Source organism: Micromonospora chalcea (assembly GCF_002926165.1).
Lineage (GTDB): Bacteria > Actinomycetota > Actinomycetes > Mycobacteriales > Micromonosporaceae > Micromonospora > Micromonospora chalcea.
On the sequence record NZ_MAGP01000107.1, the window covers coordinates 1 to 19,188 of the forward strand.

The following is a 19,188-nucleotide window of genomic DNA, read 5'->3' on the forward strand; positions in this document are numbered from 1 at the left end:
CACCGGGCCCCCATTTCGCCGCCCGCCACCCGTTGGGTCCCCGGTTCGCCACCCGTCGAGCCGCCCGAGACACCACGGGCGTCAGAGGCCCGCCCGCAAACACCCATCGCGTTCCACTCGTCGCCAGATCCAGCCCCGAGTGGAACGCCATGGGTGTCTCAAGGCCCTTATGACACCCATGGTGTTCCACTCGTCGTGAGCGCTGCCTGTGGGTGGCACGCTATGGGTGCCTGACGCGTGGGCGAGCCTTGATGGGGCGCAGGCCGCGCCGGCGCGCCCCCAACCGAGGGCGCACAGTCCACGTGCGGGCGGAGCCGAACGCGTGGGTGAGCTGAGCGCGCGGGCAGCCCGGTGTGCGCAGGCCCAAACGGGTGAGCACACGCCCCGACGCACACACCCGACACACGAGCACACGCCCCGACGCGCCAGCACACGCCCGGCGTGCAGGCCCGAGCGCGCCAGCACACGCCCCGACGTGCAAGCCCGAGCGCGCCAGCACACGCCCGACGTGCAAGCCCGAGCGCGCGGGCGCGGACAGTCAGAGGATGGCGTCCAAGGCGGCCAGGTCCTCGTCGGACGGCTGCCACGTGCCGGCTTCGGCGTTCGCCTTCACCTGGTCGGGAGTGGTGGCGCCGGCGATCACGGACGTCACCGCGGGACGGGCCGCCAGGCCGCCGATGGCCACGTGCAGCATGCTGATGCCGCGCTCGGCCGCGTACGCATCGATCGCCTCGATGACGTCCCAGCGCGCGGCGGCCAGCCGCTCGGCGTACCGGCCGCCGCCGGCCAGCCGGCTACCGGCCGGGGGCGCCTCGCCGCGCTTGTACTTGCCGGTGAGCAGCCCGTTGGCCAGCGGGAAGAACGGCAGCATGCCGAGGCCGAACCGCTCGCACGCCGGGATCACCTCGGCCTCCACCCCGCGTTCCACCAGCGAGTAGTGGTTCTGCGCGGAGATGAACCGGGTACGCCCCTGCGACGACGCGGTCCAGTCGGCGTCGGCGATCTGCCAGCCGGCGAAGTTGGAGTTGCCCAGGTAGCGCACCTTGCCGGCGGTCACCAGGTCGTCGAGCGCGGCGAGCGTCTCGTCGATCGGGGTGCCCGGGTCGGGCTCGTGCATCTGGTACAGGTCGATGTGGTCGGTGCCGAGCCGGCGCAGCGACGCCTCGACGGCGCGGGCGATGTAGCGGCGGGCACCCCGGGCGTCGTGGTCCGGCCCGTTCGCGCCGTGCATGTCCATGCCGAACTTGGTGGCCACCACCACGTCGTCGCGGCGGCCTTTGAGCGCCTGGCCGAGCAGTTCCTCGGAGGCGCCCTGCGGCTCGCCGTAGATGTCGGCGGTGTCGAAGAAGTTGATCCCGGCGTCGAGGGCGGCGTCGACCACCGCCCGGGTGCCGTCGAGGTCGAGTTTGCGGCCGAAGTTGTTGCAGCCGATGCCGACCACTGACACCACGAGCCCGGAGTCGCCCAGCCGGCGATAGGTCATCTCACTCACGAGATCCACCCTATGCCCGCTCCCCGGGGCCCACCCGGGGAGCGGCTCAGGCCACGTCCCAGACCGGTTCCGGCGTCTCCACCACGTCACCGTCGCCCCGGAACAGCACGAACCGGTCGAAGGTACGGGTGAACCACCTGTCGTGGGTGACCGCGACGACAGTTCCCTCGAACGCGGTCAGCCCGGCTTCCAGCGCCTCGGCCGAGGCCAGGTCGAGGTTGTCGGTGGGCTCGTCGAGCAGCAGCAGCGTCGCCCCGGACAGTTCCAGCAGCAGCACCAGGTAGAGGGGCAGCTGACCGCCGGAGAGCGTGCCGAACCGCTGGTCGCCCTGCCCGGCCAGCTCGTACCGGGACAGCGCCGCCATGGCCGCGTGCCGGTCCATGCCGGCCCGGTGCTCGTCGCCGCGCCACAGCACCTCGACCAGCGTCTTCGCCATCAGCTCGGGGCGGTCGTGGGTCTGCGAGAAGTGCCCGGGCCGCACCCGCGCGCCGAGCCGGACCACGCCGCCGTGCGCGACCGGCGCGAGCGCGGCGGCGCCGTCGACCGGGGTGTTGCCCGGCTCCGGGTCGGTGCCGCCGCGGGCCAGCAGGCGCAGGAAGTGCGACTTGCCGGTGCCGTTCGCGCCGAGCACCGCGACCCGGTCGCCGTACCAGAGTTCCAGGTCGAACGGGTACGTCAGGCCGTCCAGCTCCAACTGCTCGGCGATCACCGCGCGCTTGCCGGTCCGTCCGCCGGTCAGGCGCATCCGGATGTCCTGGTCCTTCGGGGGTACGGGCGGCGGCCCGGCCTCCTCGAACTTGCGCAGCCGGGTCTGCGCGGCCTGGTAGCGGGACGCCATCCCGTCGTTGTACGCGGCCTTCTGCTTGTACATCAGCATCAGCTCGCGCAGCTTCTGGTGCTCCTCGTCCCAGCGTTTGCGCAGCTCGTCGAGGCGGGCGTGCCGGGCGACCCGGGCGTCGTGCCAGCTCGCGAAGCCGCCCGGGTGCACCCAGGCGCTGCCGCCCTCCACCGCGACGACCCGGTCGGCGGTCTGGGCCAGCAGTTCCCGGTCGTGTGAGACGTACAGCACGGACTTGGCCGACTCGCGCAGCCGCCCCTCCAGCCAGCGTTTGCCGGGTACGTCGAGGAAGTTGTCCGGCTCGTCGAGCAGCAGCACCTCGTCCGGGCCGCGCAGCAGCAGTTCCAGCGCGAAGCGTTTCTGCTGGCCGCCGGAGAGCGTGCGGACCGGCCGGTCCCGGGCGCTGTCCCACGGCAGGTCCAGCACGATGGTGGCGACGGTGTCGAAGAGGACCTCCGCGTCGTAACCGCCGGTCTCGCCCCAGGCGGCGAGCGCCTCGGCGTACGCGAGCTGGGCCTTGGCGGCGGCGGAGCTGTACTTGCCGCGGACCTCGGCCGCGCGCATGGCCGCCTCGGTCTCGGCGAGCCGCCGCCCGGCGTCGCGCAGCGCGGGCGGGGCGAGGGAGAGCGCCAGATCGGCGAGCGTGGACTCGTCGCCGATCATGCCGATGAACTGCCGCATCACGCCCAGCCCGCCGGAGCGCGCGATCGCGCCGGTCTTCACCGGCAGGTCACCGGCGACCATCCGCAGCAGCGTGGTCTTGCCGGCGCCGTTCGGGCCGACCAGCGCCACCTTGGCACCCTCACCGACCCGGAACGAGACGTCGCTGAACAGCTCACGCCCGTCCGGGAGGATGTGCCCGACCGCTGCCACGTCCACGTATCCCACGCGGGCATCCTGCCCGAGCCGGGCCGCTGGACGACACCGGATTACCGGGTGACGCGCAGCACCCGGTAGCCCTTCTGGCTGGCGTGCCGCTCGACGGACCAGCCCTGCTCTACCAGCCAGCGGTGCAGCGAGTCGCCGCCGAGGTGCCGGGCGACGACGAGCCAGGCCACGCCGTCCGGGGCGAGCCGGGGCAGCCAGCGCCGCAGCAGGCCGTGCAGTTCCGGTTTGCCGATGTGGATGGGCGGGTTGGACCAGATCTGCGTGAAGGTGACGTCGGCCGGCAGCTCGTCGGGCGCGACGGCGCGTACCCGGTCGGCGGCGCCGACCCTTGCCGCGTTGGCGGTGGTGAGGGCGCGGGCCCGCTCGTTGACGTCCACGGCCCAGACGGTGGCCTCCGGCGCGACAGTGGCGAGGACGCAGGTGATCGGGCCGAAGCCGCAGCCGATGTCGAGCAGCGCGCCGGTGACGTCGGCGGCCGGCAGGTCGGCCTTGCGCAGCAGCACGGCGGTGCCGGGGTCGAGCCGGTCGGCGGAGAAGACGCCACCGGCCGAGCCGAGCGTGTAGTCGCGCCCGGCGACTGTGAACTCGACCTCGCGCGGGCGGGCCGGGGCCGAGGGCTCAGCGGTGAAGTAGTGGTCGCCGGTCACGCAGGCATTCTCGCACCGGGCCGGGGCGGTTCCGGCAACGGTGTCAGGGGCGGAGCCGGACGCCACTCCGCCAGAATTTCCCGATATTACCCCTGAAAGGGACAATCAGTCCTACTCTATGCCACATGGTGTACCGGTACGAGTCCGATGAGGACGCCTTCCTGGAGTACCCGAAGCCCGGGTCGGCCCCGCACGGGCCCGCAGCCACGACGCCGCCGCCCGCGGGTCCGTCACGCTCCCGGTTCCCCACGCCGTCGCTGCCCCCGCCGCCGCGCCCGCAACCGGCGCTGCCGCCGGCCGGCGCGGCCGGGCAGGACGACCCCGACGGACAGGCGGTGGCGGACGACACCCGCGCACCTGCTCCGGCGCCACCGGCCCCGGCGCCGACACCGGGACGGCCCGCGCCACCACGGGAGCCGTCCCCGGTGCCGCAGCCCGCGCCACCCATGCCCGCGCCCGTACCGGCGGCGACGAACCGGCCGACAGTGCCGATCCCCGCCAACCCGACCGCCCGCGCCGGCGACGTCTCCGAACTGCCCCGGGCCCGGCGCGCCGACCGCCGCAACGGCGGCAGCCGGTTCTGGCAGGCGCTCGTCGGTGGCGCCGCCGTACTGCTGCTGCTCTCGCTCACCGGGCTCGCCGTCGCGGCGCTGCTGGACGAGCGGACGGCCACGCCGTCCGCCGGCCAGCCGACCCCGCAGCCGAGCGAGTCGAGCACCCCGGCCGGCGGCACCGACCTGGACTCCCGGGACACCGACCAGGCGACGCTCACCGCCAAGGAGGTCTTCCCGACCAAGGACCTGGTGCTCACCGACGGGAAGCCGGCGTACCGGGTGCTCAAGACCCAGGCCAGTACGAAGTGTCAGGTCGCGGCCACCGGCGAGATCGCCGACCTGCTGGTCCGGCTCGGCTGCAACCAGGTCGTGCGGGGCACGCTCCGCTCCCCCGACGGCGACCACCTGATCACCGCCGGTCTGTTCAACCTCACCGACGTGGCCACCGCCCAGCGGGTACGCGACCGCATCCGGCCGCTGCTCGACGCGCGCCAGGGACGGTTCCGTGGCATGGCGGCGGGCGACGACACCGAGGTGGTGGAGATGGCCGCGGCCCGGGTCGCCTGGCAGGTACGCGGACACTACGTCGCCTACTGCCTGGTCACGCGCGCCGACGGGGAACGCATCCCCAGCGACGACGCAGCCGCCCGCGAGATCATGTACGACATGGTCGAGCTGCACCTCAACCGGGCTGTGCTGGACCGTCGTGCGGCGGCCGGAACGGCCGGGCAGCCCGACGCGGAGTCGGCCGGGGACAGCGCCGGTCAGCGGGGCACCGACTGACCTCCGGTCAGCCCTCGGCCACCGGCACCCGCAACCGGCGGGTCAGATCGGCGCGGCGGGCGTACTCGGCCGGGTCGGCCGGGTAGCCCACAGCGACCAGGGCGAGGCCGTGCGCGGGCGCCACTGTCACCTCGCTGGAGCGCTCACGCCGGGTCAGCAGGCCGGCCGGCCACTGCACCGGCCGCCGCCCGTCCCCGGCCACCAGCATCGCCCCGACCAGGCTGCGCACCATGTTCTGGCAGAACGCGTCGGCCTGCACGGTGGCGACCAGGATCCCGTCCGGGTCGCGCCGCCAGTCCAGCCGGGTCACCTCGCGCAGCGTGGTGGCGTTCTCCTTGCGCCGGCAGTACGCGGCGAAGTCGTGCTCGCCCACCAGCCCGGCCGCGGCGGCGTTCAGCGCCGCGAGGTCCAGCGGCTTCGGCCAGGCCAGGGTGTCCCGGCGGCGCAGCGGCTCGGCGCCCCAGGGGGCGTCGGTGACCCGGTACTCGTAGCGCCGGAACGTGGCCGAGAAGCGGGCGTCGAAGTCGGCCGGCACCTCGGTCATGGCGCGTACCCGCACATCCGGCGGGAGGAGCCGGGCCAGCCGGCGCAGCAGCCGCCCCTCGTGCTCCCGCCACACCGCGGCGGGCAGGTCGAGGTGGCAGACCTGCCCGGTGGCGTGCACCCCGGCGTCGGTACGCCCGGCCACCGTCAGGCCGGTCGCCGTGCCCGCGCCGAGCACCAGGTCCAGCGTCTGCATGAGCACGCCGGCCACGGTGCGCCGGGTCGGCTGGGGCGCCCAGCCGGAGAAGTCCGTGCCGTCGTACGAGACGTCCAGCCGCAGCCGGATCCGCTCGTCCACCTCGTACCTCCTGTCGACGGCGACGGGCCCGGCACCCCCGAGGGGATGCCGGGCCCGGTCGAGCCTGATCTCAGGCCTTGTCGTTCTCGGTGGCCTCGTCGCTGTCCTCACGGGCGGCGGCGGTGTCACCCGACGCGGAGACCGGGGCCTCGGCGTCCTGGTCGCCCTCGCTGGAGCGCGGCTTCTCCTCGGCCGGGGCCAGGGCCTCGACCTTGTCCTGCTGCGCGGCCTTGCGGGCGGCGGTCTTCTTGTTCGCCTTCGGCTCGGCGACCTGAAGCTCCTCCACCAGCTCGATGATCGCCATCGGAGCGGCGTCACCCTTGCGCGGACCGGTCTTCACGATCCGGGTGTAGCCACCGTTGCGGTTGGCGTACCGGGGCGCGATCTGGTCGAACAGGGCGTAGACCACGTCCTTGTCCTTGACGACGCCCAGCACCCGGCGACGCGAGGCGAGGTCGCCGCGCTTGGCCTTGGTGATGAGCTGCTCGGCCAGCGGACGCAGCCGCCGGGCCTTCGTCTCGGTGGTCTGGATCTTGCCGTGCTGGAACAGCGCGGTGGCCAGGTTGGCCAGCATCAGCCGCTCGTGCGCGGGGCTGCCGCCGAGGCGGGGGCCCTTGGTGGGCGTGGGCATGCTTGGTGCTCCTCAGGTGTGGCGGCAGCGCGGACTAGAGCTGCTCGGTCTCGCGGTAGTCGTCGGTGTCGTAGTCCGCCTCACCGAAGGCGTCCACGACGTGCGCCGGGTCGAAGTTCGGAGCCGAGTCCTTCAGCCCCAGGCCCATCCCGGCGAGCTTCATCTTGACCTCGTCGATCGACTTCTGGCCGAAGTTGCGGATGTCGAGGAGGTCGGCCTCGGTACGCCCGATGAGCTCACCAACGGAGTTGATGCCCTCGCGCTTGAGGCAGTTGTAGGAGCGGACGGTCAGGTCCAGCTCCTCGATCGGCAGGGCCAGGTCGGCCGCCAGCTGGGCGTCCTGCGGGGACGGCCCGATGTCGATGCCCTCAGCGGTCTCGTCCAGCTCACGGGCGAGCCCGAACAGCTCCACCAGCGTCGAGCCGGCCGAGGCCAGCGCGGTACGCGGGCCCATCGACGGCTTGGTCTCGACGTCGATGATCAGCCGGTCGAAGTCGGTCCGCTGCTCGACACGGGTCGCCTCGACCCGGTACGTCACCTTGAGCACCGGCGAGTAGATCGAGTCGACCGGGATCCGGCCGATCTCGGCGCCCGCCTGCTTGTTCTGCGCCGCGGTGACGTAGCCGCGACCCCGCTCGACGGTCAGCTCCATGTCGAGCCGGCCCTTGCCGTTGAGGGTGGCGAGCTTCAGGTCCGGGTTGTGCACCGAGACACCGGCCGGGGGCTGGATGTCGCCGGCGGTCACGTCGCCCGGGCCCTGCTTGCGCAGGTACATGCTGACCGGCTCGTCGTGCTCGGAGCTGACGCACAGCTCCTTGATGTTCATGACGAGCTCGACCACGTCCTCCTTGACCCCGGGGATCGTGGTGAACTCGTGCAGCACACCGTCGATCTTGATCGAGGTGACCGCCGCACCGGGGATGGAGGACAGCAGCGTACGCCGCAGCGAGTTGCCCAGCGTGTAGCCGAAGCCGGGCTCCAGCGGCTCGATGGTGAACCGGGAGCGGGTCTCGTTGATCGACTCTTCGGAGAGAGACGGTCGCTGGCTGATGAGCATCTTTTCTCTTCTCTTCCGGGGCGCCCGCTATTTGACGCCCGCGACACAACTGTTCCGGTGGCCCGCCCCGGAGGACGGGCCACCGCAACGAGCCCTTACTTGGAGTAGAGCTCGACGATCAGCTGCTCCTGGACCTGGGTGTCGATCACCTGGCGGGCCGGGAGCGAGTGCACGAGGATCTTCAGCTGGCTCGGGATCGCCTCCAGCCACGCCGGAACGGTCCGCGAGCCGGCCTCACCCTGCGCCACGAGGAACGGGGTGAGCTCCTTGCTCTTGGCACGCACCTCGACGATGTCGTGCTCCTTGACCCGGTACGACGGGATGTCGACCTTCTTGCCGTTCACCGTGAAGTGGCCGTGCTTGACCAGCTGGCGGGCCATGTCCCGGGACTTGGCGTAGCCGGCCCGGTAGACCACGTTGTCCAGCCGCGACTCGAGGATCTGCAGCAGGACCTCGCCGGTCTTGGCCTCCTTGCTCACGGCCTCTTCGTAGTAGCCGCGGAACTGCTTCTCCAGCACGCCGTAGACACGACGGGCCTTCTGCTTCTCACGAAGCTGGAGCAGGTACTCCGTCTCCTTCGTGCGGCCGCGGCCGTGCTGCCCGGGCGGGAACGGCCGGGACTCGAACGGGCACTTCGGGCCATCGCACTTGCTGCCCTTGAGGAACAGCTTCATCTTCTCCCGCCGGCAACGGCGGCAGTCAGCACCGGTGTAACGAGCCATCTCTCTCTAACCTCTCAGACCCGGCGACGCTTCGGCGGACGGCACCCGTTGTGCGGCTGCGGCGTGACGTCGGAGATCTGCCCGACCTCGAGGCCCACTGCCTGCAGCGAACGGATGGCGGTCTCCCGGCCGGAGCCGGGGCCCTTGACGAACACGTCGACCTTGCGCATGCCGTGCTCCATCGCGCGGCGCGCGGCGGCCTCGGCGGCGAGCTGCGCGGCGAACGGAGTCGACTTGCGGGAGCCCTTGAAGCCGACCTGGCCGGAGGAGGCCCAGGAGATGACCGCACCGGTCGGGTCCGTGATGGACACGATGGTGTTGTTGAAGGTGCTCTTGATGTGCGCCTGCCCGTGGGCGACGTTCTTGCGTTCCTTGCGCCGGACCTTCTTGACGGCGGCTCCGGCACGAGCCTTCGGTGGCATAAGTCTGTGCGCTCCTAGTTACTTCTTGCCGGGCTTCTTCTTGCCGGCCACGGTCCGCTTCGGGCCCTTCCGGGTCCGCGCGTTGGTCTTCGTGCGCTGACCACGCACGGGCAGACCGCGGCGGTGCCGGATACCGGCGTAGCAGCCGATCTCGACCTTGCGGCGGATGTCAGCGGCGACCTCGCGGCGCAGGTCGCCTTCAACCTTGTAGTTGCCCTCGATGTGGTTCCGGAGCTCGACGAGCTCCTCGTCCGTGAGGTCCCGAACGCGCTTGTCCGGCGAGATGCCGGTCGCGGCGAGCGTCTCCAGGGCGCGGGTGCGACCGACCCCGAAGATGTAGGTGAGCGCGATCTCCATCCGCTTCTCGCGGGGGAGATCCACGCCGACTAGACGTGCCATGTGCGGGCGTACTCCTCGTGATGTTGTGGCGGAGGTGTGGACCCGTCCCACCCCGCTACCCGACCCTCCCTGTCCTTCCGGCGACGAACGCCGGCGACCGGGACGGGTCGCTGCCCGAGCGGGCCCCGGCCTCCGACCGGGGGTCAACCACGAGGGGGTACGCGCTGCGCGCCCGACCGCGGCTGGGACGAGTTGGTGATGTGTGGGGCGTCAGCCCTGGCGCTGCTTGTGGCGCGGGTCGGTGCAGATGACCATGACCCGGCCGTGCCGGCGGATCACCCGGCACTTGTTGCAGATCCTCTTGACGCTCGGCTTGACCTTCACGGTTGCCTTACTTCCCATCTGGCCCGGAGGCGCGACGCAGCGCGACCCGGACGTCGAAGACGGACACGGGAACGTCCCGGCCGCCGTCAGGCTTACTTGTAGCGGTAGACGATGCGCCCGCGGGTCAGGTCGTACGGCGAGAGTTCGACGACGACCCGGTCCTCCGGCAGGATGCGGATGTAGTGCTGCCGCATCTTGCCGCTGATGTGAGCCAGCACCTTGTGACCGTTCGCGAGCTCCACCCGGAACATGGCGTTCGGCAGGGGCTCGATGACCCGACCCTCGATCTCGATGGCTCCGTCTTTTTTCGGCATGTCCTCCGCTGTCCTGACGTCGGTTACTCCGGACGGCCCACAACGTCTTACACGGGAGAACTGACCAAGATCAGGAAACCCGCGCCAGCCGCGGCTCCGACTCCCACCGAAGCGCAGGGTGGGCATGGCGGAGTGGACGCTGTGCGCCGATCTGAAAGTGTACGCCGACCCGCGCGCGCTCGCCAAACCGACCGGCGGGACCGTCACCCGCAGGGCGTGAATATGACGCAGCTCACGTCTCCGGCAGCTCCCGCTTCGCCCGGCGGCGCGCCTCCCGCTCGACCTGCTTGCGCCGCCGGCGCTCCGCGTCCTTCTCCGGCGCGCCGTGCGCCAGCCCCTGGATCGTCTGGTAGAGCACCACGGCGCCCCACGGGCCGAGCACCCAGATCGGCCAGTAGTCGTCGAACTCGCCCTCACCCAGCTGGGAGACGAACCAGATCGCGGTGAGGATCAGGGCCACCTTCAGCCAGGGCCCCCACACCCCCAGCAGCCAGACGCTGCGCGTGCTCACGGCCGCCTGGTCCCGATCAACCGCCGGGCTCTTCCCGGCCGTGCGCGGAGCCGGCAGCGAAGTCTCCGCCGGCCGGGAACCGGGCAGGTCGGTCAGCAGCTCGTCCAGCTCGCCGTAGGTCTTCGCCCCGTACGCCCGGCGCAGCCGCTCGTCGTACTCGTTCAGGTCGAGCCGGCCCTCGTTCAGCGCCGCCCGGAGACGATCCGCGGTGGCCTCCCGGTCCGCGTCGGCCGCCCGCATCCGGTTGCGCTCATCCATGGGAGCAAGCATGTCATCCGGCCGCCAGGCCCGCAGCACGGCGCCCGGGAAGGGCGTGCGCCCGCTCAGACCGCCGGAGAGTCGACAGACGTCTGCCGGGCGGTCACCAGGTCGCCCAGGCGACCCCGTCCGCCGTCCTCGGCGGTCAGCACCCACACGCCGTCGTCCAGCAGCGCCATCGAGTGCTCCACGTGCACCGCCATGGAGCCGTCCCGGGTCACCACGGTCCAGCCGTCGGCCAGCTCGACCGTACGCGGCGAACCCATGGTGATCATCGGCTCGATGGCGAGCGCCAGGCCCGGCACCAGACGCGGCCCCTTGCCGGGGCGCCCGTGGTTGAGCACATGCGGGTCCTGGTGCATCTCGGTGCCGATGCCGTGACCGCCGTAGCCGTCGACGATGCCGTACCGGCCGCCCTTGCGGACCGCGCTCTCGACCGCGTGGGAGATGTCGGTGAGCCGGCCCTTGCCCGAGGCCGCCCCGCGCGCCGCCGCCGCGATCCCGGCCCACATCGCGTCCTCGGCCACCGCCGTCATCCTCAGCAGCGCCGGGTCGACCTCGCCGACCGGCACCGTGACGGCCGCGTCGCCGTGCCAGCCGTCCAGCACCGCGCCGCAGTCGATCGAGATCAGGTCACCCTCGCGCAGCACCTGCTGGGGCGACGGGATGGCGTGCACCACCTGCTGGTTGACCGAGGAGCAGATCGACGCCGGGAAGCCGTGGTAGCCCTTGAAGGACGGCACCGCGCCGGCCTCGCGGATCGTCGACTCGGCGATCGCGTCCAGGTCTGCCGTCGACACGCCCGGCGCCACCGCTTCCCGCATCCGGCGCAGGGCACGGGCGACGACCAGACCGGCGGCCCGCATCAGCTCGATCTGCTCGGGGGTCTTCAGCTGGATGTCCAGCTGGTGACGGCGCATGGTGGTGGTTACCTTTCGTCGCGCGTACGCGGAGCAGCGGGGCACGTCGCACGTACCCCGCTGTTCGCACTCTATCCGCCGGGTGGCGGGTGGGACCTCAGCCGCCGTACGAGCGCAGCGCGTCGATGGCGCGGACGGTGACGTCCTCCACCGGACCGGTCGCGTCGATGCCGACCAGCTTGCCCTGGGCGCCGTAGTAGTCGACCAGCGGCGCGGTCTTCTCGGCGTACTCGCGCAGCCGGGCGGCGATGGTCTCCGGCTTGTCGTCGTCCCGCTGGAACAGCTCCGCGCCGCAGCGGTCGCAGATGCCCTCCCGGCTGGTCGCGTCGAACTCGACGTGCCAGATCTTGCCGCAGCCCCGGCAGGTGCGCCGGCCGGACAGCCGCCGGATCACCTCGTCGTCGTCGACGACCAGTTCCAGGACCAGGTCCAGCGCGGTGCCGAGGTCGGCGAGGAGCTTGTCCAGCGCGGCGGCCTGCGGCGTGGTCCGCGGGAAGCCGTCGAGCAGGAAGCCCTCGCTCGCGTCCGGCTCGGCGAGCCGGTCACGCACCATGTTGATGGTGACCTCGTCCGGGACCAGCTTGCCGGCGTCCATGTACCGCTTGGCCTCGACTCCCAGGGGCGTGCCCTGGGAGACGTTCGCCCGGAAGATGTCACCGGTCGAGATCTTCGGCACCGAGAGGTGAGCGGCGATGAACTCCGCCTGTGTGCCTTTGCCCGCGCCCGGCGGGCCAACCAGAACGAGTCGCATCTACCGCAGGAACCCTTCGTAGTTCCGCTGCATGAGTTGGCTTTCGATCTGCTTCACGGTCTCCAGACCGACGCCAACCATGATCAGCACAGCGGTGCCGCCGAACGGGAAGTTCTGGAACTGCTGGTTGTCCAGCCAGATGAAGAAGAAGTTCGGCAGGATCGCGACGATGCCCAGGTAGAGCGCGCCCGGCAGGGTGATCCGGCTGAGGATGAAGTCGAGGTACTCGGCGGTCGGCTTGCCGGGGCGGATACCCGGCACGAAGCCGCCGTACTTCTTCATGTTGTCCGCGACCTCGGTCGGGTTGAACGTGATCGACACGTAGAAGTACGTGAAGAAGATGATCAGCAGGAAGTAGATCGCGATGTGCTCCGGCGCGCTCGCCTTCACGATGTGGTTCTGGATCCACGCCTGGACCTTGCCCGGGTCGTTCTGATCGAAGAACTGGAGCGCGAGCTGCGGCAGGTAGAGCAGCGACGAGGCGAAGATGACCGGGATGACGCCGGCCTGGTTCACCTTCAGCGGGATGTAGGTCGACGTGCCGCCGTACATCCGCCGGCCGATCATGCGCTTGGCGTACTGCACCGGGATGCGGCGCTGCGCCTGCTCGATGAACGTGACAGCGGTGATGACCACCAGCACCAGGGCGATGACGAGGAGGAACATCCCCCAGCCCTTGGTGGTCTTGATCTTCCAGCCCTCACTGGGGAGCCGGGCCGCGATCGAGGTGAAGATCAGCACGGACATGCCGTTGCCGACGCCCCGGTCGGTGATCAGCTCGCCGAGCCACATCACCACGCCGGTGCCGGCGGTCATGGTCATGACCAGGATCGTCAGCGTCAGCCAGTCCGGGATGCCGGTGCCGCGGGGCACGATCGGGAACTGGTCGCACTGATTGTTGAACAGCTGCCCGGAGCGGGCCAGCGCCACGAACGCCGAGGCCTGCAGAACGCCCAGACCCAGCGTCAGGTAGCGGGTGTACTGCGTGATCTTGGCCTGCCCGGCCTGGCCCTCCTTTCGGAGCTGCTCCAGGCGCGGGATCACCACCGTCAGCAGCTGCAGGATGATCGACGCGGTGATGTAGGGCATGATGCCCAGCGCGAAGACCGAGAGCTGGAGCAGCGCGCCACCGGAGAAGAGATCCAGCAGGTTGAGCACGCCGGTGCTGCCACCCTGGATGGTGTCGAGACACTTCTGCACGTTGCCGTACGAGACGCCTGGGCTGGGCATCGTGGCGCCCAGCCGGTAGACCGCGATGATGCCTACTGTGAACAGCAGCTTCTTGCGCAGGTCAGGCGTACGGAACGCACTGAGAAAGGCGGACAGCAACTTCTTCCTCCTGCGCGACGCGGGCCGCCGGTGACGAATCCTGGCGGGGCGGGGTGGTGTGGCCGGGCGGCGTGCCCGGATTCCATGGCTGGGAACGGACTCTAACAGTCCGATCCCCCTCCGGGCAGATGTGCCCGGCTACATAAAACGAATCCGATGTTACCCGGCGCACACGTGGCCGGTAGACCATGGCGCCCGCCCAGTTGCGAACAACTGAGCGGGCGCCATGAACATCGCCTTACAGCTCGGTGACCGAGCCACCGGCGGCGGTGATCTTCTCCTTGGCCGACGCGCTGAACGCGTGCGCCGAGACCTGGAGAGACACGCCACCGAGGTCGCCGGTGCCGAGCACCTTGACCGGGTGACCCTTGCGGACCGCGCCGGCCTCGACCAGCTCGACCGGGCCGACCTGGCCGCCGTTCGGGAACAGCTCGGCCAGCCGGTCCAGGTTGACCACCTGGAACACGACCTTGAACTTGTTCTTGAAGCCCTTCATCTTCGGCAGGCGCATGTGGATGGGCATCTGCCCACCCTCGAACGCCGGCGAGATGTTCTTCCGGGCCTTCGAACCCTTGGTACCGCGACCGGCGGTCTTGCCCTTCGAGCCCTCACCGCGACCCACGCGGGTCTTGTCGGTCTTGGCACCCGGAGCCGGACGCAGGTGGTGCACCTTGATCGTCATTACTCGACCTCCTCGACCTTCACGAGGTGGTTGACCGTGAAGATCATGCCGCGGATCTCCGGCCGGTCCTCCTTGACCACCACGTCGTTGATCCGCTTGAGACCGAGCGAACGCAGCGAGTCACGCTGGTTCTTCTTGGTCCCGATCTCGGACCGGACCTGGGTGACCTTCAGGCGTGCCATCAGGACGCCACCCCCGCCCGCGACGCCAGCATGGCGGCCGGCGCGACGTCCTCGACCGGCAGACCACGACGGGCCGCGACCTGCTCCGGGGACTCGAGCCCCTTCAGGGCCGCCACCGTGGCGTGCACGATGTTGATCGGGTTGGACGAGCCGAGGCTCTTGGAGAGCACGTCGTGGATGCCCGCGCACTCCAGCACGGCACGCACCGGACCACCGGCGATGACACCCGTACCGGCGGAGGCCGGCTTGAGCAGCACCACACCGGCCGCGTCCTCGCCCGTGACCGGGTGCGGGATCGACTGACCGATCCGCGGCACCTTGAAGAAGTGCTTCTTGGCCTCCTCGACACCCTTGGCGATCGCCGCGGGCACCTCCTTGGCCTTTCCGTAGCCCACACCGACGGTGCCGTCGCCGTCGCCCACGATCACCAGGGCGGTGAAGCTGAAGCGACGACCACCCTTCACGACCTTGGCGACGCGGTTGATCGCGACGACCCGCTCGAGGTGCGGGGTCTTCTCGACGGGCGCGTTTCCGCGGCCGCCCTCACGGCGGTTGTCGCGGCGACCACCCTCGTTGCCACCGGACCCGCCGCCACGGCGCTGTTGACCTGGCATCAGCAGCCTTCCTTCTCTCTCGTGACGGGGTTTCTAGAACTCGAGCCCGGCTTCGCGGGCGGCGTCGGCAAGCGCGGCGACACGCCCCGCGTACCGGTTGCCACCGCGGTCGAAGACGACCTTCGAGACGCCGGCGGCCTTGGCGCGCTCGGCGAGCAGGGCGCCGACCTTGCCGGCCAGGGCGCTCTTGTCGCCCTCGGCGCCGCGCAGCGAGGCGTCCATGGTCGAGGCCGACGCCAGGGTGTGACCCTTGGTGTCGTCCACGACCTGGGCCACCATGTGCCGCAGGGAGCGGGTGACGACGAGGCGGGGACGCTCGGCGGTGCCGCTGACGTTCTTGCGGACCCGGAAGTGCCGACGCGCACGCCCGACGGCACGCTTGGCGGCGACGCCGCGGCGGCGCTTGAGCAGCGTGGCGCTCACTTCTTACCTGCCTTTCTCACGGCCTCACGGCCGGCGGACGACCTCGCCCGGGTGTTGATGGCCGCGGTCACTTCTTGCCCGCCTTACCAGCCTTGCGGCGGATGACCTCGCCCTGGTACTTCACGCCCTTGCCCTTGTAGGGCTCCGGCGGGCGGATCTTCCGGATGTTGGCGGCGACCTCACCGACCTGCTGCTTGTCGATGCCGGCCACGTGGAACAGCGTCGGCTTCTCGACCGTGAAGGTGATGCCCTCCGGCGCCGGCACGAGGACCGGGTGCGAGAACCCGAGCGCGAACTCCAGGTCCTTGCCCTTGGCGGTCACGCGGTAACCGGTGCCGGCGATCTCCAGGCTCTTGCGGTAGCCCTCGGTCACGCCGACGATCATGTTGGCCACCAGCGTCCGGCTCAGGCCGTGCAGCTCCTTGGCCTTGCGCTCGTCGTTGGGCCGGTTGACGTGCAGCTCGCCGTCCTCGCCCCGCTCCGCCGTGATCGGCTCGGCCAGCACGTGGCTCAGTTCGCCCTTGGGGCCCTTGACCTTGACGGTCCGGCCGTCGATCGTGATGTCGACGCCGGCAGGCACCGGGATCGACTTACGTCCAATACGCGACATTTCTACCTGTCTCCCGTTACCAGACGAAGGCGAGGACTTCCCCGCCAACGCTCCGCTTGCGGGCCTGCCGGTCGGTGAGCAGCCCCTGGGACGTCGAAATGATCGCCACGCCCAGCCCGCCGAGCACCCGCGGGAGCCCGTCCGACTTGGCGTACACCCGGAGACCGGGCTTGGACACGCGCTTGATGCCGGCCAGGCTCCGCTCGCGGTTCTGGCCGTACTTCAGCTCGACGACCAGTCGCTTGCCGACGGCGCCCTCCTCGGGCTCCTCGACCGACCAGGTGGCGATGTAACCCTCGGCCTTGAGGACCTCGGCGATGTTCGCCTTGATCTTCGAGTAGGGCATCGTCACCCGGTCGTGGTACGCCTGGTTGGCGTTACGCAGACGCGTGAGCATGTCTGCGATCGGGTCGGTCATCGTCATGAAAACTCGTCAACCTTTCTCGCCGGGGTTCCCCGGGCCAGGCCCGGGGCCTACGGCGAAGAGACAGTTCAGCTGACGCGCCGGAGCGCGCCGGGCTATTACCAGGAAGCCTTGGACACGCCGGGCAGCTCACCGCGGTGGGCCATCTCCCGGATGCACACCCGGCAGAGACCGAACTTGCGGTAGACCGCCTTCGGACGCCCGCACCGCTGGCAGCGGGTGTACGCGCGAACCGAGAACTTCGGCTTCGCGGCCGCCTTGAGGATCAGCGCCTTCTTGGCCATCTCAGTTCTCCTTGAACGGGAAGCCCAGGAGCTTGAGCAGCGCCCGGCCCTCGTCGTCGGTCGTGGCGGTCGTGACCACCGTGATGTCCATGCCCCGCTGGCGATCGATCTTGTCCTGATCGATCTCGTGGAACACCGACTGCTCGGTCAGGCCGAACGTGTAGTTGCCGTGCCCGTCGAGCTTGCGCCCGTCCAGGCCGCGGAAGTCGCGGATACGCGGCAGCGCGATCGAGAGCAGCCGGTCCAGGAACTCCCACATCCGGTCGCCACGGAGGGTGACCTTCGCGCCGATCGGCATGCCCTCGCGGAGCTTGAACTGCGCGATGGACTTGGTGGCCCGCCGGACCTGCGGCTTCTGGCCGGTGATGGTGGCCAGGTCGCGAACGGCCCCGTCGATCAGCTTGGCGTCGCGAGCAGCCTCGCCGACACCCATGTTGACGACGATCTTGACCAGCCGCGGCACCTGCATCGGGTTGGCGAACTCGAACTGCTTCTGCAGCTCGGCCACCACCTCGTTGCGGTACCGCTCCTTGAGGCGCGGCAGGGTCTTGGTTTCGGTAGCCGTGGTCATCAGAGGTCCTTACCGGTGCTACGCGCGATGCGGACCTTCTGGCCGTTGTCGTCGATCCGGTAGCCGACGCGGGTCGGCTTGCCGTCGGAGTCCAGGACCATCACGTTCGAGACGTGGATCGGGGCCTCCTGGGTGACGATGCCACCGGTCTTGGCGCCACGCTGGGTGGTGCTGATACGGGTGTGCTTCTTGACCCGGTTCACGCCCTCGACCAGGACCTTGTCCTGCCGCGGGTAGGCCGCGATGACCTTGCCCTTGGCACCCTTGTCCTTGCCGGCGATGACGACGACCGTGTCGCCCTTCTTGACCTTCACGGTCACAACACCTCCGGCGCGAGAGAGATGATCTTCATGAACCGCTTGTCCCGCAGCTCCCGGCCGACCGGGCCGAAGATACGGGTACCGCGCGGGTCCCCACCGTCCTTGATGATGACGGCGGCGTTCTCGTCGAAGCGGATGTACGACCCGTCCGGCCGCCGCTTCTCCTTGGCGGTCCGAACGACGACAGCCTTGACGACGTCGCCCTTCTTCACACCGGCACCGGGGATCGCGTCCTTGACGGTCGCCACGATGACGTCGCCGATGCTCGCGTAGCGCCGACCGGAGCCGCCGAGCACCCGGATGCACAGGATCTCCCGGGCACCCGTGTTGTCGGCGACGCGCAGTCGCGACTCCTGCTGAATCACGTCTATCTCCTATGTCTGCCGGTTCTCCGGCCGCTCGGGGCGGCCGGAGCCTGGCGGAACCTGCGCCCGACCGAGACCCGGCCGAGCTCGAGCCTTCGCTACTTGGCCTTCTCGAGGATCTCCACGAGCCGCCAGCGCTTGGTGGCGGACAGCGGCCGGGTCTCCATGATCAGGACCCGGTCGCCGATGCCGGCCGAGTTCTGCTCGTCGTGCACCTTCAGCTTGCTCGTACGGCGCATGATCTTGCCGTACAGCGCGTGCTTGACGCGGTCCTCGACCTCGACCACGACGGTCTTGTCCATCTTGTCGCTGACCACGAGGCCCTCGCGAACCTTGCGGCGGGCCCGCGCGGGGGCGGTGGTGTTCTCACTCATGATGCAGTCACCTCAGTCGGCGCGGCCGAGAGACCCAGCTCACGCTCACGCATGATCGTGTAGATCCGGGCGATCTCCCGACGGATGACCTGCAGCCGCCGGTTGTTGTCCAGCTGCCCGGTTGCGGCCTGCACGCGGAGGTTGAACAGCTCCGCCTTAGCCTCGCGCAACTTCGTGACCAGCTCCTCCTCGGAGAGCTCACGCAGCTCGGAGGGCTTGACGCCCGCTGCCATCAGGATTCACCCACTTCGCGCGTAACAATGCGGCACTTCATCGGGAGCTTGTGGATCGCGCGACGCATCGCCTCTCGCGCGATCTGCTCGTTGGGGAAGGACATCTCGAAGAGGACCCGCCCCGGCTTCACGTTGGCGACCCACCACTCGGGCGAACCCTTACCGGAACCCATCCGGGTCTCGGCCGGCTTCTTGGTGAGGGCCTGGTCCGGGAAGATCGTGATCCAGACCTTGCCGCCACGCTTGATGTGACGGGTCATCGCGATACGCGCCGACTCGATCTGGCGGTTGGTCACGTACGCCGGCTCGAGAGCCTGGATCCCGAACTCGCCGAACACCACCCGGTTACCACCCTTGGACGCGCCGCTGCGGTCCGGGTGGTGCGGCTTGCGGAAGCCCTTCGGGGGCTTGCGCGGCATCAGCAT

29 protein-coding genes are annotated in these 19,188 nt (G+C 70.1%); 1 reads left to right on the forward strand and 28 read right to left on the reverse strand.

From position 1 onward, the window contains the following. Positions 1–538: 538 nt before the first annotated feature. Genes BAW75_RS12925 through BAW75_RS12935 form a run of 3 tightly spaced genes read right to left on the reverse strand, consistent with a single transcriptional unit; the run spans position 539 to position 3,865 of the window. Entirely contained in the window at positions 539–1,501 is a 963-nt protein-coding gene (locus tag BAW75_RS12925; RefSeq protein ID WP_176722774.1) for an aldo/keto reductase, read from the reverse strand. A gap of 37 nt (positions 1,502–1,538) precedes the next feature. Continuing rightward, on the reverse strand, positions 1,539–3,218 hold the full coding sequence (locus BAW75_RS12930; RefSeq protein ID WP_104113747.1) for an ABC-F family ATP-binding cassette domain-containing protein: 1,680 nt from the start codon (positions 3,216–3,218) through the stop codon (positions 1,539–1,541). A gap of 41 nt (positions 3,219–3,259) precedes the next feature. Next, positions 3,260–3,865 (reverse strand): class I SAM-dependent methyltransferase, encoded by a 606-nt coding sequence (locus tag BAW75_RS12935; RefSeq protein WP_104113748.1) that lies wholly within the window; start codon positions 3,863–3,865, stop codon positions 3,260–3,262. 125 nt (positions 3,866–3,990) lie between these two features. On the opposite strand from BAW75_RS12935, the gene BAW75_RS12940 reads away from it, so the two are divergent. Next, positions 3,991–5,202, forward strand: a complete 1,212-nt coding sequence (locus BAW75_RS12940; protein WP_244206106.1) for a hypothetical protein — start codon at positions 3,991–3,993, stop codon at positions 5,200–5,202. A 7-nt stretch (positions 5,203–5,209) separates the two neighbouring features. On the opposite strand, the gene truA is transcribed toward BAW75_RS12940, so the two are convergent. The 25 genes from truA to rplP form a co-directional block, all read right to left on the reverse strand. Then, positions 5,210–6,043, reverse strand: coding sequence for a tRNA pseudouridine(38-40) synthase TruA (gene truA, locus BAW75_RS12945; protein ID WP_043328248.1), 834 nt, complete (start codon positions 6,041–6,043; stop codon positions 5,210–5,212). Positions 6,044–6,113: 70 nt separating this feature from the next. Next, entirely contained in the window at positions 6,114–6,674 is a 561-nt protein-coding gene (gene rplQ / locus BAW75_RS12950; protein WP_030501600.1) for a 50S ribosomal protein L17, read from the reverse strand. 34 nt (positions 6,675–6,708) lie between these two features. After that, positions 6,709–7,731, reverse strand: a complete 1,023-nt coding sequence (locus BAW75_RS12955) for a DNA-directed RNA polymerase subunit alpha (protein WP_007073009.1) — start codon at positions 7,729–7,731, stop codon at positions 6,709–6,711. Positions 7,732–7,826: 95 nt separating this feature from the next. After that, positions 7,827–8,453 carry a 30S ribosomal protein S4 gene (rpsD, locus tag BAW75_RS12960; RefSeq protein ID WP_018784565.1) on the reverse strand — a complete coding sequence of 209 codons (627 nt, stop codon included), beginning with the start codon at positions 8,451–8,453 and terminating at the stop codon, positions 7,827–7,829. Positions 8,454–8,467: 14 nt separating this feature from the next. Further along, a complete protein-coding gene (gene rpsK / locus BAW75_RS12965; RefSeq protein WP_013288613.1) occupies positions 8,468–8,875 on the reverse strand; it encodes a 30S ribosomal protein S11 in 408 nt (135 codons plus the stop codon). Positions 8,876–8,893: 18 nt separating this feature from the next. Beyond that, on the reverse strand, positions 8,894–9,274 hold the full coding sequence (gene rpsM / locus BAW75_RS12970) for a 30S ribosomal protein S13 (protein ID WP_013288614.1): 381 nt from the start codon (positions 9,272–9,274) through the stop codon (positions 8,894–8,896). Positions 9,275–9,484: 210 nt separating this feature from the next. Beyond that, positions 9,485–9,598 carry a 50S ribosomal protein L36 gene (gene rpmJ / locus BAW75_RS12975; RefSeq protein ID WP_012184307.1) on the reverse strand — a complete coding sequence of 38 codons (114 nt, stop codon included), beginning with the start codon at positions 9,596–9,598 and terminating at the stop codon, positions 9,485–9,487. A 92-nt stretch (positions 9,599–9,690) separates the two neighbouring features. Continuing rightward, a complete protein-coding gene (gene infA / locus BAW75_RS12980; protein WP_007073013.1) occupies positions 9,691–9,912 on the reverse strand; it encodes a translation initiation factor IF-1 in 222 nt (73 codons plus the stop codon). 232 nt (positions 9,913–10,144) lie between these two features. Beyond that, positions 10,145–10,663, reverse strand: coding sequence for a DUF1707 SHOCT-like domain-containing protein (locus BAW75_RS12985; protein ID WP_043330929.1), 519 nt, complete (start codon positions 10,661–10,663; stop codon positions 10,145–10,147). Positions 10,664–10,746: 83 nt separating this feature from the next. Next, positions 10,747–11,601, reverse strand: a complete 855-nt coding sequence (map, locus tag BAW75_RS12990; protein ID WP_030501602.1) for a type I methionyl aminopeptidase — start codon at positions 11,599–11,601, stop codon at positions 10,747–10,749. 97 nt (positions 11,602–11,698) lie between these two features. Further along, complete coding sequence (locus tag BAW75_RS12995; RefSeq protein WP_030501603.1) at positions 11,699–12,352, reverse strand: adenylate kinase; 654 nt, start codon at positions 12,350–12,352, stop codon at positions 11,699–11,701. Next, positions 12,353–13,681, reverse strand: coding sequence for a preprotein translocase subunit SecY (secY, locus tag BAW75_RS13000; protein ID WP_043328244.1), 1,329 nt, complete (start codon positions 13,679–13,681; stop codon positions 12,353–12,355). A 238-nt stretch (positions 13,682–13,919) separates the two neighbouring features. Further along, complete coding sequence (rplO, locus tag BAW75_RS13005; protein ID WP_018784561.1) at positions 13,920–14,363, reverse strand: 50S ribosomal protein L15; 444 nt, start codon at positions 14,361–14,363, stop codon at positions 13,920–13,922. Further along, positions 14,363–14,545, reverse strand: coding sequence for a 50S ribosomal protein L30 (gene rpmD / locus BAW75_RS13010; protein WP_013473693.1), 183 nt, complete (start codon positions 14,543–14,545; stop codon positions 14,363–14,365). Before rpmD ends, rplO begins: the two co-directional genes overlap by 1 nt. Next, a complete protein-coding gene (rpsE, locus tag BAW75_RS13015) occupies positions 14,545–15,159 on the reverse strand; it encodes a 30S ribosomal protein S5 (RefSeq protein WP_013288621.1) in 615 nt (204 codons plus the stop codon). Before rpsE ends, rpmD begins: the two co-directional genes overlap by 1 nt. Before the next feature lie 33 nt (positions 15,160–15,192). After that, entirely contained in the window at positions 15,193–15,582 is a 390-nt protein-coding gene (gene rplR / locus BAW75_RS13020) for a 50S ribosomal protein L18 (RefSeq protein WP_030501605.1), read from the reverse strand. A gap of 67 nt (positions 15,583–15,649) precedes the next feature. Then, positions 15,650–16,192, reverse strand: coding sequence for a 50S ribosomal protein L6 (gene rplF / locus BAW75_RS13025; RefSeq protein WP_013288623.1), 543 nt, complete (start codon positions 16,190–16,192; stop codon positions 15,650–15,652). Between the two features lie 16 nt (positions 16,193–16,208). Then, on the reverse strand, positions 16,209–16,616 hold the full coding sequence (gene rpsH / locus BAW75_RS13030; RefSeq protein WP_013288624.1) for a 30S ribosomal protein S8: 408 nt from the start codon (positions 16,614–16,616) through the stop codon (positions 16,209–16,211). 98 nt (positions 16,617–16,714) lie between these two features. Further along, positions 16,715–16,900, reverse strand: coding sequence for a type Z 30S ribosomal protein S14 (locus BAW75_RS13035; protein WP_007073023.1), 186 nt, complete (start codon positions 16,898–16,900; stop codon positions 16,715–16,717). A 1-nt stretch (position 16,901) separates the two neighbouring features. Then, positions 16,902–17,471, reverse strand: coding sequence for a 50S ribosomal protein L5 (gene rplE, locus BAW75_RS13040; protein WP_018784556.1), 570 nt, complete (start codon positions 17,469–17,471; stop codon positions 16,902–16,904). After that, complete coding sequence (rplX, locus tag BAW75_RS13045; protein ID WP_013288626.1) at positions 17,471–17,791, reverse strand: 50S ribosomal protein L24; 321 nt, start codon at positions 17,789–17,791, stop codon at positions 17,471–17,473. The genes rplE and rplX overlap by 1 nt, the downstream gene beginning before the upstream one ends. Next, a complete protein-coding gene (gene rplN / locus BAW75_RS13050) occupies positions 17,788–18,156 on the reverse strand; it encodes a 50S ribosomal protein L14 (protein WP_007073026.1) in 369 nt (122 codons plus the stop codon). Before rplN ends, rplX begins: the two co-directional genes overlap by 4 nt. A 98-nt stretch (positions 18,157–18,254) precedes the next feature. Continuing rightward, positions 18,255–18,530 carry a 30S ribosomal protein S17 gene (rpsQ, locus tag BAW75_RS13055; RefSeq protein ID WP_030501606.1) on the reverse strand — a complete coding sequence of 92 codons (276 nt, stop codon included), beginning with the start codon at positions 18,528–18,530 and terminating at the stop codon, positions 18,255–18,257. Further along, positions 18,527–18,763, reverse strand: a complete 237-nt coding sequence (gene rpmC, locus BAW75_RS13060; protein WP_013288628.1) for a 50S ribosomal protein L29 — start codon at positions 18,761–18,763, stop codon at positions 18,527–18,529. The genes rpsQ and rpmC overlap by 4 nt, the downstream gene beginning before the upstream one ends. Beyond that, positions 18,763–19,188 carry a 50S ribosomal protein L16 gene (rplP, locus tag BAW75_RS13065; protein WP_007465292.1) on the reverse strand — a complete coding sequence of 142 codons (426 nt, stop codon included), beginning with the start codon at positions 19,186–19,188 and terminating at the stop codon, positions 18,763–18,765. Before rplP ends, rpmC begins: the two co-directional genes overlap by 1 nt.

Bases quoted from the DNA above. Each gene is read 5' to 3' on its own strand.
- BAW75_RS12940 (WP_244206106.1), top strand. From the start codon at position 3,991: ATGGTGTACCGGTACGAGTCCGATGAGGACGCCTTCCTGGAGTACCCG.
- rplQ (WP_030501600.1), bottom strand. From the start codon at position 6,674: ATGCCCACGCCCACCAAGGGCCCCCGCCTCGGCGGCAGCCCCGCGCAC.
- BAW75_RS12955 (WP_007073009.1), bottom strand. From the start codon at position 7,731: ATGCTCATCAGCCAGCGACCGTCTCTCTCCGAAGAGTCGATCAACGAG.
- rpsD (WP_018784565.1), bottom strand. From the start codon at position 8,453: ATGGCTCGTTACACCGGTGCTGACTGCCGCCGTTGCCGGCGGGAGAAG.
- rpsK (WP_013288613.1), bottom strand. From the start codon at position 8,875: ATGCCACCGAAGGCTCGTGCCGGAGCCGCCGTCAAGAAGGTCCGGCGC.
- rpsM (WP_013288614.1), bottom strand. From the start codon at position 9,274: ATGGCACGTCTAGTCGGCGTGGATCTCCCCCGCGAGAAGCGGATGGAG.
- infA (WP_007073013.1), bottom strand. From the start codon at position 9,912: ATGCCGAAAAAAGACGGAGCCATCGAGATCGAGGGTCGGGTCATCGAG.
- BAW75_RS12985 (WP_043330929.1), bottom strand. From the start codon at position 10,663: ATGCGGGCGGCCGACGCGGACCGGGAGGCCACCGCGGATCGTCTCCGG.
- map (WP_030501602.1), bottom strand. From the start codon at position 11,601: ATGCGCCGTCACCAGCTGGACATCCAGCTGAAGACCCCCGAGCAGATC.
- BAW75_RS12995 (WP_030501603.1), bottom strand. From the start codon at position 12,352: ATGCGACTCGTTCTGGTTGGCCCGCCGGGCGCGGGCAAAGGCACACAG.
- rplO (WP_018784561.1), bottom strand. From the start codon at position 14,363: ATGACGATCAAGGTGCACCACCTGCGTCCGGCTCCGGGTGCCAAGACC.
- rpmD (WP_013473693.1), bottom strand. From the start codon at position 14,545: ATGGCACGCCTGAAGGTCACCCAGGTCCGGTCCGAGATCGGGACCAAG.
- rpsE (WP_013288621.1), bottom strand. From the start codon at position 15,159: ATGCCAGGTCAACAGCGCCGTGGCGGCGGGTCCGGTGGCAACGAGGGT.
- rplF (WP_013288623.1), bottom strand. From the start codon at position 16,192: ATGTCGCGTATTGGACGTAAGTCGATCCCGGTGCCTGCCGGCGTCGAC.
- rpsH (WP_013288624.1), bottom strand. From the start codon at position 16,616: ATGACGATGACCGACCCGATCGCAGACATGCTCACGCGTCTGCGTAAC.
- BAW75_RS13035 (WP_007073023.1), bottom strand. From the start codon at position 16,900: ATGGCCAAGAAGGCGCTGATCCTCAAGGCGGCCGCGAAGCCGAAGTTC.
- rplE (WP_018784556.1), bottom strand. From the start codon at position 17,471: ATGACCACGGCTACCGAAACCAAGACCCTGCCGCGCCTCAAGGAGCGG.
- rpsQ (WP_030501606.1), bottom strand. From the start codon at position 18,530: ATGAGTGAGAACACCACCGCCCCCGCGCGGGCCCGCCGCAAGGTTCGC.
- rpmC (WP_013288628.1), bottom strand. From the start codon at position 18,763: ATGGCAGCGGGCGTCAAGCCCTCCGAGCTGCGTGAGCTCTCCGAGGAG.
- rplP (WP_007465292.1), bottom strand. From the start codon at position 19,188: ATGCTGATGCCGCGCAAGCCCCCGAAGGGCTTCCGCAAGCCGCACCAC.